The organism is Bradyrhizobium septentrionale (genome assembly GCF_011516645.4).
GTDB classification, from domain to species: domain Bacteria; phylum Pseudomonadota; class Alphaproteobacteria; order Rhizobiales; family Xanthobacteraceae; genus Bradyrhizobium; species Bradyrhizobium septentrionale.
Genome location: NZ_CP088285.1, coordinates 4,313,818 through 4,329,125 on the forward strand (window position 1 = coordinate 4,313,818; position 15,308 = coordinate 4,329,125).

15 protein-coding genes are annotated in these 15,308 nt (G+C 65.2%); 2 read left to right on the forward strand and 13 right to left on the reverse strand.

Annotation, left to right across the window (positions count from 1 at the left end; all coding sequences use genetic code 11):
* Window positions 1–76: 76 nt before the first annotated feature.
* From HAP48_RS22260 to HAP48_RS22290, 7 genes are all read right to left on the reverse strand, one after another.
* Window positions 77–1,441, reverse strand: a complete 1,365-nt coding sequence (locus tag HAP48_RS22260) for a M16 family metallopeptidase (protein WP_166209884.1) — start codon at window positions 1,439–1,441, stop codon at window positions 77–79.
* A complete protein-coding gene (locus HAP48_RS22265; RefSeq protein ID WP_166209881.1) occupies window positions 1,438–2,826 on the reverse strand; it encodes a M16 family metallopeptidase in 1,389 nt (462 codons plus the stop codon). The genes HAP48_RS22260 and HAP48_RS22265 overlap by 4 nt, the downstream gene beginning before the upstream one ends.
* Window positions 2,827–2,994: 168 nt before the next feature.
* Entirely contained in the window at window positions 2,995–3,726 is a 732-nt protein-coding gene (locus HAP48_RS22270; protein WP_166209878.1) for a hypothetical protein, read from the reverse strand.
* Window positions 3,727–3,826: 100 nt separating this feature from the next.
* A complete protein-coding gene (gene lspA / locus HAP48_RS22275; RefSeq protein ID WP_166209875.1) occupies window positions 3,827–4,348 on the reverse strand; it encodes a signal peptidase II in 522 nt (173 codons plus the stop codon).
* Complete coding sequence (ileS, locus tag HAP48_RS22280; protein WP_166209872.1) at window positions 4,321–7,335, reverse strand: isoleucine--tRNA ligase; 3,015 nt, start codon at window positions 7,333–7,335, stop codon at window positions 4,321–4,323. Before ileS ends, lspA begins: the two co-directional genes overlap by 28 nt.
* Window positions 7,336–7,549: 214 nt before the next feature.
* The gene (locus tag HAP48_RS22285; protein WP_166209869.1) at window positions 7,550–8,101 is read right to left on the reverse strand and encodes a sugar O-acetyltransferase; all 552 of its coding nucleotides are present in this window, start codon (window positions 8,099–8,101) and stop codon (window positions 7,550–7,552) included.
* Window positions 8,098–9,069 (reverse strand): bifunctional riboflavin kinase/FAD synthetase, encoded by a 972-nt coding sequence (locus HAP48_RS22290; RefSeq protein WP_166209866.1) that lies wholly within the window; start codon window positions 9,067–9,069, stop codon window positions 8,098–8,100. Before HAP48_RS22290 ends, HAP48_RS22285 begins: the two co-directional genes overlap by 4 nt.
* Window positions 9,070–9,282: 213 nt before the next feature.
* Here HAP48_RS22290 and HAP48_RS22295 point away from each other — a divergent pair, with 213 nt between their 5' ends.
* Complete coding sequence (locus HAP48_RS22295) at window positions 9,283–9,678, forward strand: response regulator (RefSeq protein WP_016844467.1); 396 nt, start codon at window positions 9,283–9,285, stop codon at window positions 9,676–9,678.
* Window positions 9,679–9,877: 199 nt separating this feature from the next.
* Window positions 9,878–10,144, forward strand: a complete 267-nt coding sequence (locus HAP48_RS50770) for a DUF6959 family protein (RefSeq protein WP_420869886.1) — start codon at window positions 9,878–9,880, stop codon at window positions 10,142–10,144.
* 327 nt (window positions 10,145–10,471) lie between these two features.
* Here HAP48_RS50770 and HAP48_RS22300 read toward each other — a convergent pair whose 3' ends face one another.
* The 6 genes from HAP48_RS22300 to pgsA form a co-directional block, all read right to left on the reverse strand.
* Entirely contained in the window at window positions 10,472–11,326 is an 855-nt protein-coding gene (locus HAP48_RS22300) for a TIGR01459 family HAD-type hydrolase (RefSeq protein WP_166216122.1), read from the reverse strand.
* Between the two features lie 12 nt (window positions 11,327–11,338).
* Complete coding sequence (locus HAP48_RS22305) at window positions 11,339–12,751, reverse strand: EAL domain-containing protein (protein ID WP_166209863.1); 1,413 nt, start codon at window positions 12,749–12,751, stop codon at window positions 11,339–11,341.
* 179 nt (window positions 12,752–12,930) lie between these two features.
* Window positions 12,931–13,902: a 50S ribosomal protein L3 N(5)-glutamine methyltransferase gene (gene prmB / locus HAP48_RS22310; protein WP_166209860.1), complete on the reverse strand. Its 972-nt coding sequence runs from the start codon at window positions 13,900–13,902 to the stop codon at window positions 12,931–12,933.
* On the reverse strand, window positions 13,902–14,369 hold the full coding sequence (locus tag HAP48_RS22315; RefSeq protein WP_166209857.1) for a molybdenum cofactor biosynthesis protein MoaE: 468 nt from the start codon (window positions 14,367–14,369) through the stop codon (window positions 13,902–13,904). The genes prmB and HAP48_RS22315 overlap by 1 nt, the downstream gene beginning before the upstream one ends.
* Before the next feature lie 8 nt (window positions 14,370–14,377).
* A complete protein-coding gene (gene moaD, locus HAP48_RS22320; RefSeq protein ID WP_166209854.1) occupies window positions 14,378–14,629 on the reverse strand; it encodes a molybdopterin converting factor subunit 1 in 252 nt (83 codons plus the stop codon).
* Window positions 14,626–15,240 carry a CDP-diacylglycerol--glycerol-3-phosphate 3-phosphatidyltransferase gene (pgsA, locus tag HAP48_RS22325; protein WP_029081939.1) on the reverse strand — a complete coding sequence of 205 codons (615 nt, stop codon included), beginning with the start codon at window positions 15,238–15,240 and terminating at the stop codon, window positions 14,626–14,628. The genes moaD and pgsA overlap by 4 nt, the downstream gene beginning before the upstream one ends.
* Between the last annotated feature and the right edge of the window lie 68 nt (window positions 15,241–15,308).

A 15,308-nucleotide genomic window follows, 5' to 3' on the forward strand; every position in this document is an offset into this window, starting at 1 on the left:
GCACTGCGACTGCGATCAGCGCGCGGCCACCCCTCTCCCCAACCCTCCGCCCTTGCGGGACGCGCTAAAAAGCGCGTCAGTTCGCCTTCGGCGGCGCCGACACCGGTTGCGCCGCGGCTTGCGGGGAGCGGCCGACGATCACGGTGAGCAGGCCGTTGCCCCAGAGTTTTTTGGCGACCCGCTTGGCATCGTCGAGCGTCACCGCATCGACGATCGCGTTGCGCTTCTCGATGTAATCGATCGGCAGCTTGTCGAGCTGGTACTGCAGCATCGCCTGCGCGAGCTTGGAGGAGGTGTCGAGTGCCAGCATCTGCGAGCCCTTCAGATAGGACTTCGCCTCGTCGAGTTCCTGCTGCGTCGGGCCTTCCTCGGCAATGCGGCGGACTTCGGCATCGATCGCATCGACGGTTTCGCCGGCGCGATCGGCGCGGGTGCCGGTGTTGCCGATGAACAGCGCGGAGTGATCCATCCAGACCAGCGCTTCATAGATCGAATAGGCCAGCCCGCGCTTCTCGCGCACTTCCTTGTAGAGCCGCGACGACGACCCGCCGCCGCCGAGAATGTGATTCACGACATAGGCGGGCATGAAATCCGGGTCGTGCCGGTTGATGCCGGGGCCGCCGAAGGTAACGACGGTCTGCGGCACGTCGAGCGGGACGAAGGCGCGCTGCGGCGGCTTGGTCGCCACAACGTCGGAAATCGGCGTCAATTCGGCCTTCGCCGGCAGGCCGCCAAAGGTCTTGTCCAGGAGCTTGCCGAGCGTCTCAGGGTCGACGTCGCCGACCACGGCGACGCGCAGCGTATCCTTGGCGATGATGCGACGGACATAGTCCTTCAGGTCAGCGATCTCGATGGTCGGCACGCTCTCGAGCGTGCCGGTGGCGGTCCTGGCATAGGGATGATCGCCGAATGCGAGCTCGAGGAACTTGCGGCCGGCCAGGGACGACGGATTGGTCGATTCGCGGCGCAGGTTCGAGATCGTCTGGGCGCGGATGCGCTCGACGTCCTTCGGCTCGAACCGCGCCGAGGTCAGCGCCATCCGCAGCAGGTCGTAGGCTTCGTCCTTGTTATCCTTGAGCATGCGCAGCGAACCGCGGAATTGATCGCGGTTCGACTGGAAGCTGAGCTCGATGGCGCGGCGCTCGAGCCGCTCATGATAGGTCTTGGAATCGAGATCGCCGGAGCCCTCGTCGAGCAGGTCGGCGACCAGATTGCCGACGCCGGGCTTGCCGGGCGGGTCCTGGCTGGCGCCGCCGCTGAAGGAATACTCCATCGCGATCAGCGGCACGGTCGCATCCTGCACGAACCAGGCCTCGATGCCGCCGGGCGACACCAGCCGCTGGATCTTGGCCGCGGCCTGCGAGGGCGCCGAGGACAGCGAAAGCAGCGCGGCGCAGGCGCCACCGATCAGCGCTGCACGGCGGGTCAGGGAATAGATCACGAGCGCTTCTCCTCGCGTTTCGGCGCAGTATCCTTGATCAGATAGCCGGTCACCGACCGCTTCTTGTCGAGCCAGGTGGCGGCTGCGGCACGCACCTGCTCGGCGGTGACGGCGCGAATACGATCCGGCCAGCTCCTGATGTCGTCGATGCTGAGCCCGGTGGTCAGCGCTCCGCCATACCAGCGCGCCAGCGTCGCCTGATTGTCCTGGGCGTAGATCGCTTCCGCGATGAGCTGGGTCTTGACCCGTTCGAGGTCCTCGGCGCGGGCCGGGTTCTGCGCGAGGTCGGCGATCACCTTGTCGATCGCATCCTCGATCTGGGCGAACTCGACGCCCGCCTTCGGCGTCACCGAGATCGAGAATTGCGACGGATCGAGCGAAGTGCCCTGGTAGCCGGCGCCGGCTGAGATCGCGAGGCCCTTGTCGATCACCAGCGAGCGATAGAGGTAGGAGTTGGCGCCACCGCCCATCAATTGCGCGAGCACATCGAGCGCCTGACTCTCGCCCGATGCGGCTGTGGTCGCCGAGGGCACCAAATAATAGCGGCGCAGGCCCGGCTGTTCGACCCGTGGATCGGACAGCGTCACGGTGCGCGGTGCGGCCGGCGTCGGCTCCTGCGGCCGGACGCGTTTCTCGGGGATCGCCTTCTGCGCCGGAATCGGGCCGAAATTCTTCTCGACCAGCGGGCGGATATCCTTGACGTCGACGTCGCCGGCGATGACCAGGATCGCGTTGTTCGGCGCGTAGAAGCGCCGGTAGAAGGCGAGCGCGTCTTCGCGGTCGAGCTTCTCGATCTCCTGGTGCCAGCCGATCACCGGCCGGCCGTAGGGATGGTTGAGATAGAGCGCGGCCATGATCTGCTCGGTGAGCCGGGCGTCCGGGTTGTTGGCAACCCGCATATTGTACTCTTCGAGCACGACGTCGCGCTCGGGCAGCACATTCTCGTCCTTCAGGATCAGGCCGGTCATGCGGTCGGCCTCGAACTCCATCATGGAGGCGAGCTGCTCGCGCGGCACGCGCTGGAAGTAGCCGGTATAGTCAACCGAGGTGAAGGCGTTTTCGTTGCCGCCGACCCGCAGCACGGTCTTCGAGAACTCGCCCTCCGGATGCTTGGCGGTGCCCTTGAACATCAGATGCTCGAGGAAATGCGCCAGCCCCGATTTGCCTGGCGTCTCGTCGGCGGAGCCCACCTTGTACCAGATCATCTGCGTGACGACCGGCGTGCGGCGATCGGGGATCACCACGACCTGCAGGCCGTTATCGAGCGTGAAGCTGGCGGGGCGTTCCGAGGTGACGGTGGTCTGGGCGCGGATGCTGGCGCCCGACAGCGGGATCGTGGAAAAAAATGCGGCAGCAAACAGGGCAATCGATCGGCGTGAGGGCATCATGATCCTTGTTGAAGCCCGGACACACAGCCGGGGCGCGAAAGCAAGCCATCGTACACGGTCGTATCCGTGTCCGTCGTCACGAAGCGGAGAGACACGCGTCACCCCGCATTAAGCTTTGCTCATGTCAGCCTTCGCCCGCACAGGCCAAATGATCGGGCCAAACGATCACTGCACCGGTTTTCCGGACATGACGTCGTACTGGCCCTCTTTCGCCACCGGCTGCATCGGTCCAGTGCCATAGGCAAAGCCCGATGATGGCGTCTGGTAGCCCGGCGGCGGCTCGGTCAGGGAATCGCGCGTCGGCTCACCCTTGAACGGCTTGGACTCGCTGCTGTTTCCCTTGAACATGCCGAGCAGGCCGCCAGTGTAACCGAGCTGGCTCGGCGACAGCGCCGGATTCGTGTTGCCACCAGGCTCGAGCGGCTCCCGCTTGCCGTCGGTGGCTGTCTGCTGCTTGCGGCCGGCCTCGATCTCGGCCTGCGTCAGCGGCATCGCCGACTCCCACGACTCCTTCTTGACTTCCTTCTTGCGCGCCGCGATCGCGGCCTTGCGCCTGGCGATATCGGGGTCCTTCGGCCAGTTCGGCGCATTGACCTGGGCGGCCGAGGCGGGCGGGGGCAGGTCGAGCTTCGGCGGCACCACCAGCGGCGAGCGCTCGCGGTAGTCGATGCCCTTGCTGGCCGCGCTCTTGGCGCCGAGCCCGGTCATCAGATTGTCGACGATCCGCTCTTCGAAGGTCAGGCCGTCATCGCCATCGTCGTCATCGTCGCCGGCGCGCACCGGGCCGGCCGTCATGACAAGGCCGATCCCGGCCGCAACGAACGCCAGGCGGAGGCCGCGCATCAGCGGCATCCGGGAGGTCTCGATCAGGTAACCGCGGGCTTTGGTGTTGCGCATCGCGCTATTCCCATCTCAAAATTCGCCCGAGCGATCACTGGCTTAGCGCTCAGTTCCGCTGGGTGCAAGTCGGCCGCCGACCGGCTCGTATCGGCCGGGATCAGGGCGCTTTTACGGCGGGGGTCCCCATCACGGAATCATACAATAGGGCGGCCACACCAGCAACGATCGCCACATCGGCGAGGTTGAATACGTACCAATTGAAGGTTTTTCCCCCGATCTCGACATGAAAAAGGGCGAAATCGACCACGGCGCCGTAGGCGAAGCGGTCGATGCCGTTGCCGATCGCGCCGCCGATGATCAGCCCCAGCGACAGCGTCGCCAGCCAGGTCCGCGACCGCGCCATCCAGATCGCCAGGGCGATCACGGCGGCGGCCTTGATCACCATCAGCAGAATCTGGGCCGCCGGGGTCTCGCTCTGAAACCAGCCGAAACTGATCCCGGGATTCCAGGCCAGCACCAGGTCGAAGAACGGCGTCACCTGCACCGCGCCGCGGTGCGCAATGCCGAAGACGTACAGCAGCCAGAGCTTGGAGGCCTGGTCGGCGATCAGGGTGATGACCGCCGCCAGCACACCCGCGCGAACGGGCGAGCTCAAGCCGTCCCCCCCAGCGCCTTCCATTCGCGCAGCGCTTGCGCGTCACGCGGCGAGACGTCGGGATATTCAGGGTCCTCGCCGACCGTGGGCAGGATCTTCCACGAGCGCGCGCATTTGGTGCCGACCGCCTTTTCGACGACGACGGCAACGCCGGGCACGGCATCCAGGCGGAAGGCATTGGCCGGCGCCTCGCTCTCGCGCACCTCGTAGTTCGAGGTGATGCAGACTTCGGCGAGGTCGATGTCGAACAGCGTTGCCAACATCTGCCGGTCGGCGACGTAGATCACCGGCGATGCCTCGAGCGAGGAGCCGATCCGCTTGGCGGCGCGTTCGAGCTCCAGCGCGCCGGTGACGACGCGGCGGACGTTGCGGATCGTCTCCCACTTCGCGGCGAGGGCGTCGTCGCGGAACTGCTCGAGGCCTTCGGGGAACAGCGTCAGGTGCACCGAGGGCTCCGCGTTCGGCCGGTACATCCGCCAGGCTTCGTCGGTGGTGAAGCTCAAGATCGGCGCCAGCCATTTCAGGATCGCGTCGCACAGCAGGTCGATCGTGGTCAGCGCCGCCTTGCGCGCCACCGACGACGGCGGATCGCAATACAGCGTGTCCTTGCGGATATCGAAGTAGAACGCCGACAGCTCGGAGTTCATGAAGGCGGCGAGGCTTGCGACCACGGTCTTGTAGTCGAACTCCGCATAGGCCTTGCGGATGGTCTCAGCGTGCCCGGCCAGTTCGTGCAGCATCAGCCGCTCGAGCTCGGGCATCTCGGCAAAGCCGACCTTCTCGCTCGGCTTGAAGTGATGCAGCGTGCCGAGCATCCAGCGGATCGAGTTGCGCAGCTTGCGATATGTCTCGATGGTGTTCTTGAGGATCTCCGGGCCGATGCGCTGGTCGTCGGCATAGTCGGTGGCGCAGACCCACAGCCGCAGGATATCCGCGCCGGAATCCTTGATCACCTTCTGCGGCTCGACCGTGTTGCCGAGCGACTTCGACATCTTGCGGCCGTTCTCGTCGAGCGTGAAGCCGTGGGTCAGCACGATGTCGTACGGCGCGCGCCCGCGCGTGCCGGCGCTTTCCAGAAGCGAGGAGTGGAACCAGCCGCGATGCTGGTCCGAGCCTTCCAGATACATCACGGTGTCATTGCCGCCATCGATCTTGCGGACGATGTTGCCGAGCTGCGGGAAGTTTTGGCGGTCTTCCAGCACGAAGGCGTGCGTCGAGCCGGAATCGAACCAGACGTCGCAGATGTCGTCGACCTTCTTCCAGTTCTCGGACGCGCGGCTCCCGAGGAAGCGCTCGCGGGCGCCGTCCATGTACCAGGCGTCGGCGCCTTCCTCCATGAACGCCTCGGCGATGCGCTGGTTGACGACCTCGTCCTGCAGGATCTCGGCCGAGCCGTCGCTGTTCTCGCGCACGAACACGGCGATCGGCACGCCCCAGGCGCGCTGCCGCGAGATCACCCAGTCCGGACGGTTGGCGATCATGCCGTTGATGCGGTTCTCGCCGGCCGGCGGCACCCATTGCGTGACCGAGATCGCGTGCAGGGCGCGGGCGCGCAGCGTGTCGCCCTTCTTGGCGTGGCCGTGTTCCGCGATGTCCTTGTCCATCGCGATGAACCATTGCGGCGTGTTGCGGAAGATCACCGGCTTCTTGGAGCGCCAGGAATGCGGATACTGATGCTTGAGACGGCCGCGCGCGAGCAGCTTGCCGGCCTCGATCAGCGCCTTGATCACGGCCTCGTTGGCGTCGCCCTTTTCGCCCTTGTCGTTGATCACGCGCTTTCCGGTGAAACCCGGCGCCTGCGCGGTGTAGGCGCCGTTCTCGTCGACCGTGTAGGGGATCGCAGTCGGAATGCCGCGCGCATCGAGCTCGCGGGTGTTGGCGGTCCAGACGTCGAAGTCCTCGCGGCCGTGGCTCGGCGCGGTGTGGACGAAGCCGGTGCCGGTGTCGTCGGTGACATGCTCGCCGGCAAGCAGCGGCACGGTGAACTCGTAGCCGCCACTGAGGCCGCGCAGCGGATGGGCGCATTCCACGGCGTCGAGCGTGTCGCCGGGGATATCGCGGACCTTCTCATAAGACGTGACGCGCGCCTGCTTGAACACCTCGGCGGCGAGCGCGTCGGCCAGGATCAGGAGATCGCCCGTCTTCGCCCAATTGTCGGCCGGCGCATCCGTGACCTTGTAGAGACCGTAGGCGATCTTCGGCGAGAACGAGATCGCGCGGTTGCCGGGCAGCGTCCACGGCGTGGTGGTCCAGATCACGACCGAGGCATCGGCCAGCGCGCCATGCGCCGGCGAGGTGATCGGGAATTTCACCCACACCATGTCGGAGGTGTAGTCCTCATATTCGATCTCGGCCTCGGCGAGCGCGGTCTTCTCGACCACGCTCCACATCACCGGCTTCGAGCCGCGATAGAGCGTGCCGTTGGCGGCGAACTTCATCAGCTCGCGCGCGATTGTGGCTTCCGCCGGATAGCTCATGGTCTGATAGGGATGGTTCCAGTCGCCGATGATGCCGAGCCGCTTGAACTCCTCGCGCTGCACGTTGATCCAGTGCGTCGCGTAAGCACGGCATTCCCTGCGGAATGCGACCATGGCGGCGGAGTCGCGGAAGTCGGGCTTCTGCTTGCCCTTGGAGCGGTAGTTCTCCTCCTCGATCTTCCATTCGATCGGCAGGCCGTGGCAATCCCAGCCCGGCACATAGTTGGAGTCGAAGCCGAGCATCTGCTGGCTCTTGGTCACGACGTCCTTGAGGATCTTGTTCAGCGCGTGCCCGATATGGATGTTGCCGTTGGCGTAGGGCGGGCCGTCATGCAGCACGAATTTGGCGCGGCCCTCGGCTTCCCGGCGCAGCCTGTCGTAGAGGCCGATGTCGTTCCAGTATTTCAGGATTTCCGGCTCGCGCTGGGGCAGGCCGGCGCGCATCGGGAATTCCGTCTGCGGCAGGTAAAGGGTCTTGGAATAGTCCGGGGTGTCGGTCTTTTGGGCGTCGGTCTTTTGCGGCTTGTCGGACATAAAGGCTCTGATTTGGCAGGTGAGGGCGCGGATACGCGATCAATCGCGGGTGAAACGGCGAAAGTCCCGGTCTTGCGCCGAGCCTTCAGGCTCAGGCGGAAGCCGGGCCGCTAATCCGTATGATGCGCCGCGAAAACATGGGGTTTCCATAGCAGCCGGGCAGGGAAATCGCAAAGCCCTCAGCCATCGGCAAATCCGGCCCCGCCGGGATGCCCTAGGTCTGCCGCGGTCGGGCTGGATTTCCCGCCACGATCGCGCCCGGGGCGACGTCCCGGGTGACCACGCTGCCGGCCCCGACCAGGGCTCCGTCGCCGATCGTGACGCCGGGCAGGATGATGGCACCCCCGCCGATCCAGACGTCGCTGCCGATCCGGATCGGGCGGCCGAATTCCAGCCCAGCGCGCCGGGTCGCGGCGTCGCGCGGGTGGTCGGCGGTATAGATCTGCACCGCGGGCCCGATCTGGGTGCGATCGCCGATCACGACCTCGACCACGTCGAGGATCACGCAATTGAAGTTCAGGAACACGCCGTCGCCGAGGCTGATATTGCTGCCGTAGTCGCAGAAGAACGGCGGCCGGATCACGGCATCCTTGCCGATCTGGCGGAAGCGCTCGGCGAGCAGCGCGTGCAGCTCGCTTGCGGAAGAGGCGCCCGACCCGTTGTAGCGCGTCATCCAATGTTCCGCCGCGGTATGGTCGGCGGCGAGCTCTGCATCCGGGCGATACAACTCGCCCGCCAGCATCTTTTGCTTCTCAGTCCTGTTCAACCAATCGCTCCGAGCTGCGGGAACGCGTCGGGCGCGGCGGCAAGTAGCGCGCGCGCCCTGGCGCTGTCGTCATCCATCTGGCGTATCAACGCTTCGATGGTGTCGAATTTCAGCTCTTCGCGAATGAAACCGATGAATGCGACATCAAGGACCGTGTCGTAGAGATCGCCCTTGAAGTCGAACAGGAACACTTCGAGCAGTGGCGCGCCGTTGTCGAAGGTGGGGCGCCGCCCGAAGCTTGCGACACCGTCGAACCGTTGCGAGCCCTTGCCGACCCGCACCGCATAGATGCCGTGCTTCAGGCCGCAATGCTTGTCGAGCCGGATGTTGGCGGTGGGGTAGCCGAGGTCGCGGCCGCGCTTCTCGCCGTGGATCACCTTGCCGGTGACGAACCACGGTCCGCCCAGCATCGTGGTGGCGTCAATGACCTGGCCCTCGGCGAGCGCCATGCGGATCGCACTGGAGGAGACCGGGCGCTCCTCGATGTCGACATGGGCCTGCACATCGACTTCGATGCCGAGCCGCGGCGCTTCGCTGACCAGCAGGCTCGGCGAGCCGACCCGGCCCTTGCCGAAATGGAAGTCGTAGCCGACTGCGATCCCGCTGATGCCCAGCCGGTCGATCAGGTCATGATGAATGAAGTCCTGTGCCGAGGTCCCGGCGCGCGCCTTGTCGAAGGTCATGACGACCGCGCCGGCAAGCCCCGTGGCCGCGAGCAGCCGCAGCTTGTTGGTCTCGTCCGTGAGGCGGAATTGCGGGGTGTTCGGGCTGAAGAAGGAGCGCGGATGCGGCTCGAAGGTCACGGCCAACGCGGGCACGCCATGCGCCTTGCCCATCGCGAGCGCCGCGCCGATGACGGCGCGGTGACCGAGATGGACGCCATCGAAATTTCCCATCGCGACCACGGCGCCCTTCGGAATGGCGCTGGCGGGGGTGTTGTCGCGGATAACGGTAAAGCCGGTGCTCATGTCAGGGATTCTTCAAGGATTCTTAAGCATGATTGTTGCGGGCCGGACCGTGACGCGGCGGCGGCGTGGAAGTCAAGCGTAGCGAAAATCGCGTCAAATCCGTAACAATCCGGATTCAGCCGGTTAACGCGCTGTTTAACGCCTGCTGTTAGTCGTTGGCGGAAAGCTGCGTTTGTGCAGAAGCCAGTAGCGTCAGTTGTTTTGGGGGGAAAGATGGCGGTTGATTTGTCCATGCCGGTTCTGGTGGTTGACGACTACAGCACCATGATCCGCATCATCCGGAATCTTCTCAAGCAGCTTGGATTCGAGAATATCGACGATGCCTCCGACGGCTCGGCGGCGCTGAACAAGATGCGCGGCAAGAAGTATGGCCTGGTGATTTCCGACTGGAACATGGAGCCGATGACCGGCTACGACCTGCTCAAGGAAGTCCGCGCCGATCCCAACCTCGCGACCACGCCCTTCATCATGATCACGGCGGAATCCAAGACCGAGAACGTGATCGCGGCCAAGAAGGCCGGCGTGAACAACTACATCGTCAAGCCGTTCAACGCCGCCACGCTGAAGACCAAGATCGAGGCGGTCTTCCCGGACATGGCGACGGCGTAAGACGCCCCCTCACATCGACAGAAATTCTCATCATGCCCGGGCTTGTCCCGGGCATCCACGTTTTTGGGGACGTGGCTGGCCGGGGGAACCTTGCCAAGCCTCTCCGCGCGCCGTCGTGGCCGTCGAGCTCGCTATCAGCTTTCCAACAATCATATTGGCGGGCTAATGCTTAGCGGTAAGCTTCGCAAGGGGATCGCAAATGCGGCTTGAATCCGTTGAGATATATTCTGATGCAACGAACGCCGCGATCATGCGGCATCCTGGACGGCGCTTCCCGGGCCTCCTCATCCAAGGCGATACTCTCAATGGATTATGTCAGCGGATGGATGAAGTCTGCAACCTGATCGGTCGAGGGTCCGACGCTTATGAGGAAGCGAACGACGTTAGAAATCATCTTTGGGAGCTTCGAAATCACTATGCCGGTGTACTCACTACTCACGGCCTAGAGTTGCCATTTTCGAGCTAAAATTTGAAACAGAGACACTACCGATGCCTGCGGCGAGGGATTACACGATTTCGGAATATTAGAATATGCCCCTGAGTTGCCCGACGTGTCAAGTTACCTGGTCGAACGTCGGCCGCCGCCGGCTCCTTTGCATGGGGTTGTTTTCGATATTTTGGCGGCGGGCCCCTTCACCTCGCCCCGCTTGCGGGGAGAGGTCGGATCGCATCGCAAGATGCGATCCGGGTGAGGGGGTACAGGTCTAACCGCGTTCGTTACTCGCGGAAGCAGCCCCTCACCCCAACCCTCTCCCCGTGAAGGACGGGGAGAGGGAGCGCAGGGAGTTGGCCGCTACCACTTCAGGTCGCGCATCAGCGCGCGCGGCGGATGGCCGAACAATTCCTTCACCGAGGCCTGATCGAGCTGCTCGATGCCCTCGAACTGATCGGAATGGATGCCGCGGGTGACGAACAGCAGATCGATGCCGAAGCCATGGGCGCCGGTGAGATCGGTGCGCACGGAATCGCCGATCGCGAGCACACGGCTGAGTTCGGTCGGACGCCCGCGGCGCTCGGTGGCCAGCGCCATGGCGCGTTCGTAGATCGGCCGGTGCGGCTTGCCGTAGAAGATCACCTCGCCGCCGAGTTCGCGATAGAGCTCGGCGACCGCGCCGGCGCAATAGATCAGCCGGTCGCCGCGTTCGACCACGATGTCCGGGTTGGCGCAGATCAGCGTGAGCTTGCGCTCGAGAGCCTTCAACAGGGTGTCGCGATAGTCTTCGGCGGACTCGGTCTCGTCGTCGAACAGGCCGGTGCAGATGATGTAGTCGGCCTGCTCCAGCGGCACCATGGTGGCGTCGAGGCCGCGATGGATCGAGCTGTCGCGCTCCGGGCCGATCCAGAAGATCTTCTGGCCGGGATGATCAGAAACAAAATGACGCGTCAGGTCGCCCGAGGAGACGATCGCGTCATAGGTCTCGTCGGCGACGCCGAGCTTGCGCAGCTGCCGCTGCACGGAATCGGCCGGCCGCGGCGCGTTGGTGATCAGGATGACGGTGCCGCCCTGCTGGCGGAAGGTGTGCAGTGCCGCGCAGGCCTCGGGAAAGGATTCGAGCCCGTTGTGCACGACGCCCCAGATGTCCGACAGCACGACGTCGACGCCGTCGACGAGATCGCGCAGCCGCTCCACAAAACGCAGCGTCATGATGCGAACCGTTGGTTAGTTCGGACCGAGGGCGCGGCGCGCCAGCGCAGCGCTGCCGGTTGTGCGCGGTGGCGCTGCGGGGCTGGAGACGGGTGCGGAAGTGCTGGCGCCATTGAGGTCCTGGGGCTTGGTCTGTGCAGACTCGGCGGTAGCAGATGCCCCTTCCGGCCGCAACGGCCGCGGCGGGGCGAACAGGAAGCCCTGGCCGAACCGGACATCGAAGTCGAGCAGATCGACCACCGAGCGCTCGCCCTCGATCCGTTCAGCGATCAGGTCGATGCCGTAGCGGCCGAGCAGGTCGGACAGATCGGAGGGATGGATATCGGTGGTCGCGTTCTGCCTGGCGTCGAGCAGCAGCGCCGCCGGCACCTTGATGAAGCGGACGCCGCGATCGGCGAGTTCGCGCGGCTCGAGGCGGAGGTCGGTGACATGGTCGATCGAGAAGCGGTAGCCGCGCTGCGCCAGCGCCGCGAGGTTCTCGCTTTCGACCGGGCCGAGATTGCGGAAGGTCGCCTGCTTGAACTCGAGCACGAAGGACGGCGCCAGCGCGCGGTTGGCTTCGAGGAAATCGAGGCATTGGGTGAAATGCGCCGGGTTGGACAATGTCGCCGACGCCACGTTGCAGAACACGCCGACATCCTTGCTGCGGATCATCAGGCGGCGCAGCACCTGGACGCAGCGAAGCATCACCATGTGGTCGATACGGCCGATCAGGCCGCCGGCCTCGGCGGCCTCGATGAAATCGTCGGCGGCAAGGACCTGGTCGCGCTCGTCGCGCAGCCGCGTCACGGCCTCGTAATAGCGCACCTTGCGCTGCGGCAGCGTCACCATCGGCTGCAGGTAGATGTCGAGGCGGTTCTCATCGAGGGCGTGCCTGATCGCGCCGATGAGTTGGGTCTGGCTGCGTGAGATCGCTGACGGAGGGGCAGGTGGCGGCGGGGGCGCAAACACGACGGTCGGTGCCGGCGGGACCGGTTGCAGCAGATCGTCTCGCAATGAGGCGACCGGCTGCGCCGCGGGAGCTGCCGCCAGCAGATCCTCATGATGGGCGACGGACGCCGCAAGCTGCTTCACAAGTCCGCCAAGCTCGCTGATCTCGCCGGCCATGCCCTGGATCCGGTCGGCGCCGGTGGAGTTGGCCGAAGCGACGCGGCCTTCGACCGCGGCCAGCCGGCGGCCGAATTCGGCGACCTGGCGGGCGAGGTCGGCGGTGCCGCGCGACAGATCCGCGATCTGGCCGCCGACATCGCTGCGGTCGCGCAGCCGCATCGAGACGGCGTTGTAGAGGATCAGGCAGGTGAGGGCGGCGAGCGCCACGATCGCCGATTCCGATCCGCTGATGCCCGCCACCGAGTACAGCACGAAGCCCAGCGAGGCTGCGAGGAGCACCATGCAGATGGCGATGAAGATCGTCGAAATGCGAATCATGTCGCGCGCCCGCGCCCTCTCTCCGAATGTCCCCGGACCGCAACCTTAGCACCATTGTTGATTCGACGAGCCTGCGATCTTCGGAACCGGCTGGAACTGCACACGATTTTCGCTTCGCCCAGATCGGGCTCGGCAAGCCGGGCTCCGCAATAATCCGGACCCGGCCGCGGCCGCGCCGGTCAGAGGTCCGCGGCGGCGATCCAGAATACCTCGCCCTCGGAGTCCTCGGTGTCGAGCCAGAGCAGCGGCAGGTTCGGATAGGCAGCCTCGAGATTGTCGCGGCCGCGGCCGATCTCGCAGAGCAGCCCGCCCTGCGGGGTCAGATGTTGCCTGGCCTCGTCGAGCAGGCGGCGGACGATATCGAGCCCGTCAGTGCCGCCGTCGAACGCGATCTTCGGCTCGGCGCGGCACTCGCGCGGCAGCGCCGCCATGCCGCTAGCGTCGACATAGGGCGGGTTCGAGATGATGAGATCGTAGCGCCGGACGCCGAGCGGCTTGAACAGGTCGCCGCGATGGAGCGTCAGGCGATCGTCGAGGCCGTGGTCGGCGACGTTGCGCGCGGCGACTTCCAGCGCATCCTTCGAAATATCCACCGCGTCGACCGCGGCGTTGGCGAAATGCCTGGCGGCCAAGATCGCAAGACAGCCGGAGCCGGTGCAGAGGTCGAGCACGCTCTCGACGTCCTCTGGGTCGCCGATCAATGAGGTGCCGTCCTCATCGCCGCCGAAATGCGAGTCCAGCAATTCACCGATGAAGGAGCGCGGCACGATGGTGCGCTCGTCGACATAGAATGGCAGGCCGCGCATATAGACCTTGTTGACGAGATAGGCGGCCGGCTTTCGCGTCGCGATCCGGCGCTCGATCAAGTCAAGGATCTGCCTGCCTTCGGCAACGGTGACGCGCGCGTTGGCAAAGCTCTCGAACTGGTCGGGGTGCAGGTGCAGCGTCTCGCAGATCAGGAATGCGGCCTCGGCCACCGGATCGGTGGTGCCGTGCGCGAACACGAGCTTGGCGGCGTTGAAGCGGCTGACCGCGTAGCGCAGCAAATCGAACAGGGTGTGAAGCTCGCCGGCGCCGACCTTGGGTGCTTTCTTGGGCGCTTTCGGCGCGGCGGGGCTGCGCCTGGCCGGCACTTTGCTGCGCTTGGCCATCAGGATTTGGTCCAGCGCGCGGCGGCCGCGTCGTCATGGTCGCGCGCCTCGATCCAGCCGGTGCCGCGCGCGCTTTCCTCGCGCTTCCAGAACGGTGCGTTGGTCTTGAGATAGTCCATCAGGAACTCGGCTGCCTCGAACGCGGCTTGCCGGTGCGCCGAGGCGGTCACGACCAGCACGATGTTCTCGCCCGGCGCGATGCGGCCGAAGCGATGGATGACGGTGAGGCCCTGCAACGGCCAGCGCGACAGCGCCTCGTCGGCATGACGCGCAATCTCGGCTTCCGCCATTTCAGGGTAGTGTTCGAGTGTCAGCGCCGCGATCGGCTCGCCCTGTTCGCTGCCGCGGCAGATGCCGCTGAAGCTAACGACCGCGCCGACATCGGTACGGCCCTTGCTCAAGCCGGCGATCTCCTGCGCGACGTCGAAGTCGGCTTCCTGGATACGGATGGTGGCAGCGACAGCCATGATAAGATTTAGCCGCCGGTCATCGGCGGGAAGAACGCGATCTCGCGGGCGCCGGAGATCGCCGCATCCGATTTGACATGGGCGTGGTCGATCGCGGCGCGGATCACCGCGGGCTTCTCGAAGGCATAGGCATAGGTGTCGTCGCGCGCGGCAAGCCAGCCGATCAGGTCGCCGACGGTGCGCACGTCGGCCGGCGGCTCGATGATCTCTTCGGCCTTGCCGACGCGTTCACGGACCCAGGCGAAATATTTCAGCTTCATCCCTCATCCTCCTTGATGAGGTGATGGATGCCGGCGCGGAAGTAATCCCAGCCGGTGTAGATGGTGAAGATCGCCGACATCCAGAGCAACACGATGCCGATCAGGGTGGTCGCTGGAACGACCTGCTCGCCCGCTTCGCCGGCGATCAGGAAACCGATCGCCACCAGCTGGATCGTCGTCTTCCATTTCGCAAGCTTGGTGACGGGAACGCTGACCCGCAGTCCTGCGAGATATTCGCGCAGGCCCGAGACCAGGATCTCGCGGCACAGGATCACGATCGCCGCCCACAGCGTCCAGCCATGGATCGAGTTGTCGGCGGCCAGCATCAACAGGCTGGAGGCGACCAGAAGCTTGTCGGCGATCGGATCGAGCATCCGGCCGAATGCGGACTGCTGGTCCCACATCCGGGCGTAGTAACCGTCGAGATAATCGGTGATCCCCGCCGCGATGAATACCGCCAGCGCCACCCAGCGCAGCCACAGCGGGCCGTCCAGGATCGATTGCCAGTAGACGCAGCCGATCACCACCGGGATGGCGGCGATCCGGGCGTAGGTCAGGATATTCGGGAGGGACAAGGTCTTGGGCTGTCCCCGGGTCGTGGCGATGTTCATCCGTTCTACCAATACCGCTGAAGCAAGAAGGTCAACCGTGCGCAGGCCAAAGCGCGGTGAGATTACGC

Coding starts and splice junctions, on each gene's coding strand:
- prmB (WP_166209860.1), bottom strand. CDS start 13,902: ATGGCCAAGCGCAGCAAAGTGCCGGCCAGGCGCAGCCCCGCCGCGCCG.
- HAP48_RS50770 (WP_420869886.1), top strand. CDS start 9,878: ATGCGGCTTGAATCCGTTGAGATATATTCTGATGCAACGAACGCCGCG.
- moaD (WP_166209854.1), bottom strand. CDS start 14,629: ATGAAGCTGAAATATTTCGCCTGGGTCCGTGAACGCGTCGGCAAGGCC.
- HAP48_RS22265 (WP_166209881.1), bottom strand. CDS start 2,826: ATGCCCTCACGCCGATCGATTGCCCTGTTTGCTGCCGCATTTTTTTCC.
- pgsA (WP_029081939.1), bottom strand. CDS start 15,240: ATGAACATCGCCACGACCCGGGGACAGCCCAAGACCTTGTCCCTCCCG.
- HAP48_RS22315 (WP_166209857.1), bottom strand. CDS start 14,369: ATGGCTGTCGCTGCCACCATCCGTATCCAGGAAGCCGACTTCGACGTC.
- ileS (WP_166209872.1), bottom strand. CDS start 7,335: ATGTCCGACAAGCCGCAAAAGACCGACGCCCAAAAGACCGACACCCCG.
- HAP48_RS22295 (WP_016844467.1), top strand. CDS start 9,283: ATGGCGGTTGATTTGTCCATGCCGGTTCTGGTGGTTGACGACTACAGC.
- HAP48_RS22305 (WP_166209863.1), bottom strand. CDS start 12,751: ATGATTCGCATTTCGACGATCTTCATCGCCATCTGCATGGTGCTCCTC.
- HAP48_RS22270 (WP_166209878.1), bottom strand. CDS start 3,726: ATGCGCAACACCAAAGCCCGCGGTTACCTGATCGAGACCTCCCGGATG.
- lspA (WP_166209875.1), bottom strand. CDS start 4,348: ATGGAAGGCGCTGGGGGGGACGGCTTGAGCTCGCCCGTTCGCGCGGGT.
- HAP48_RS22290 (WP_166209866.1), bottom strand. CDS start 9,069: ATGAGCACCGGCTTTACCGTTATCCGCGACAACACCCCCGCCAGCGCC.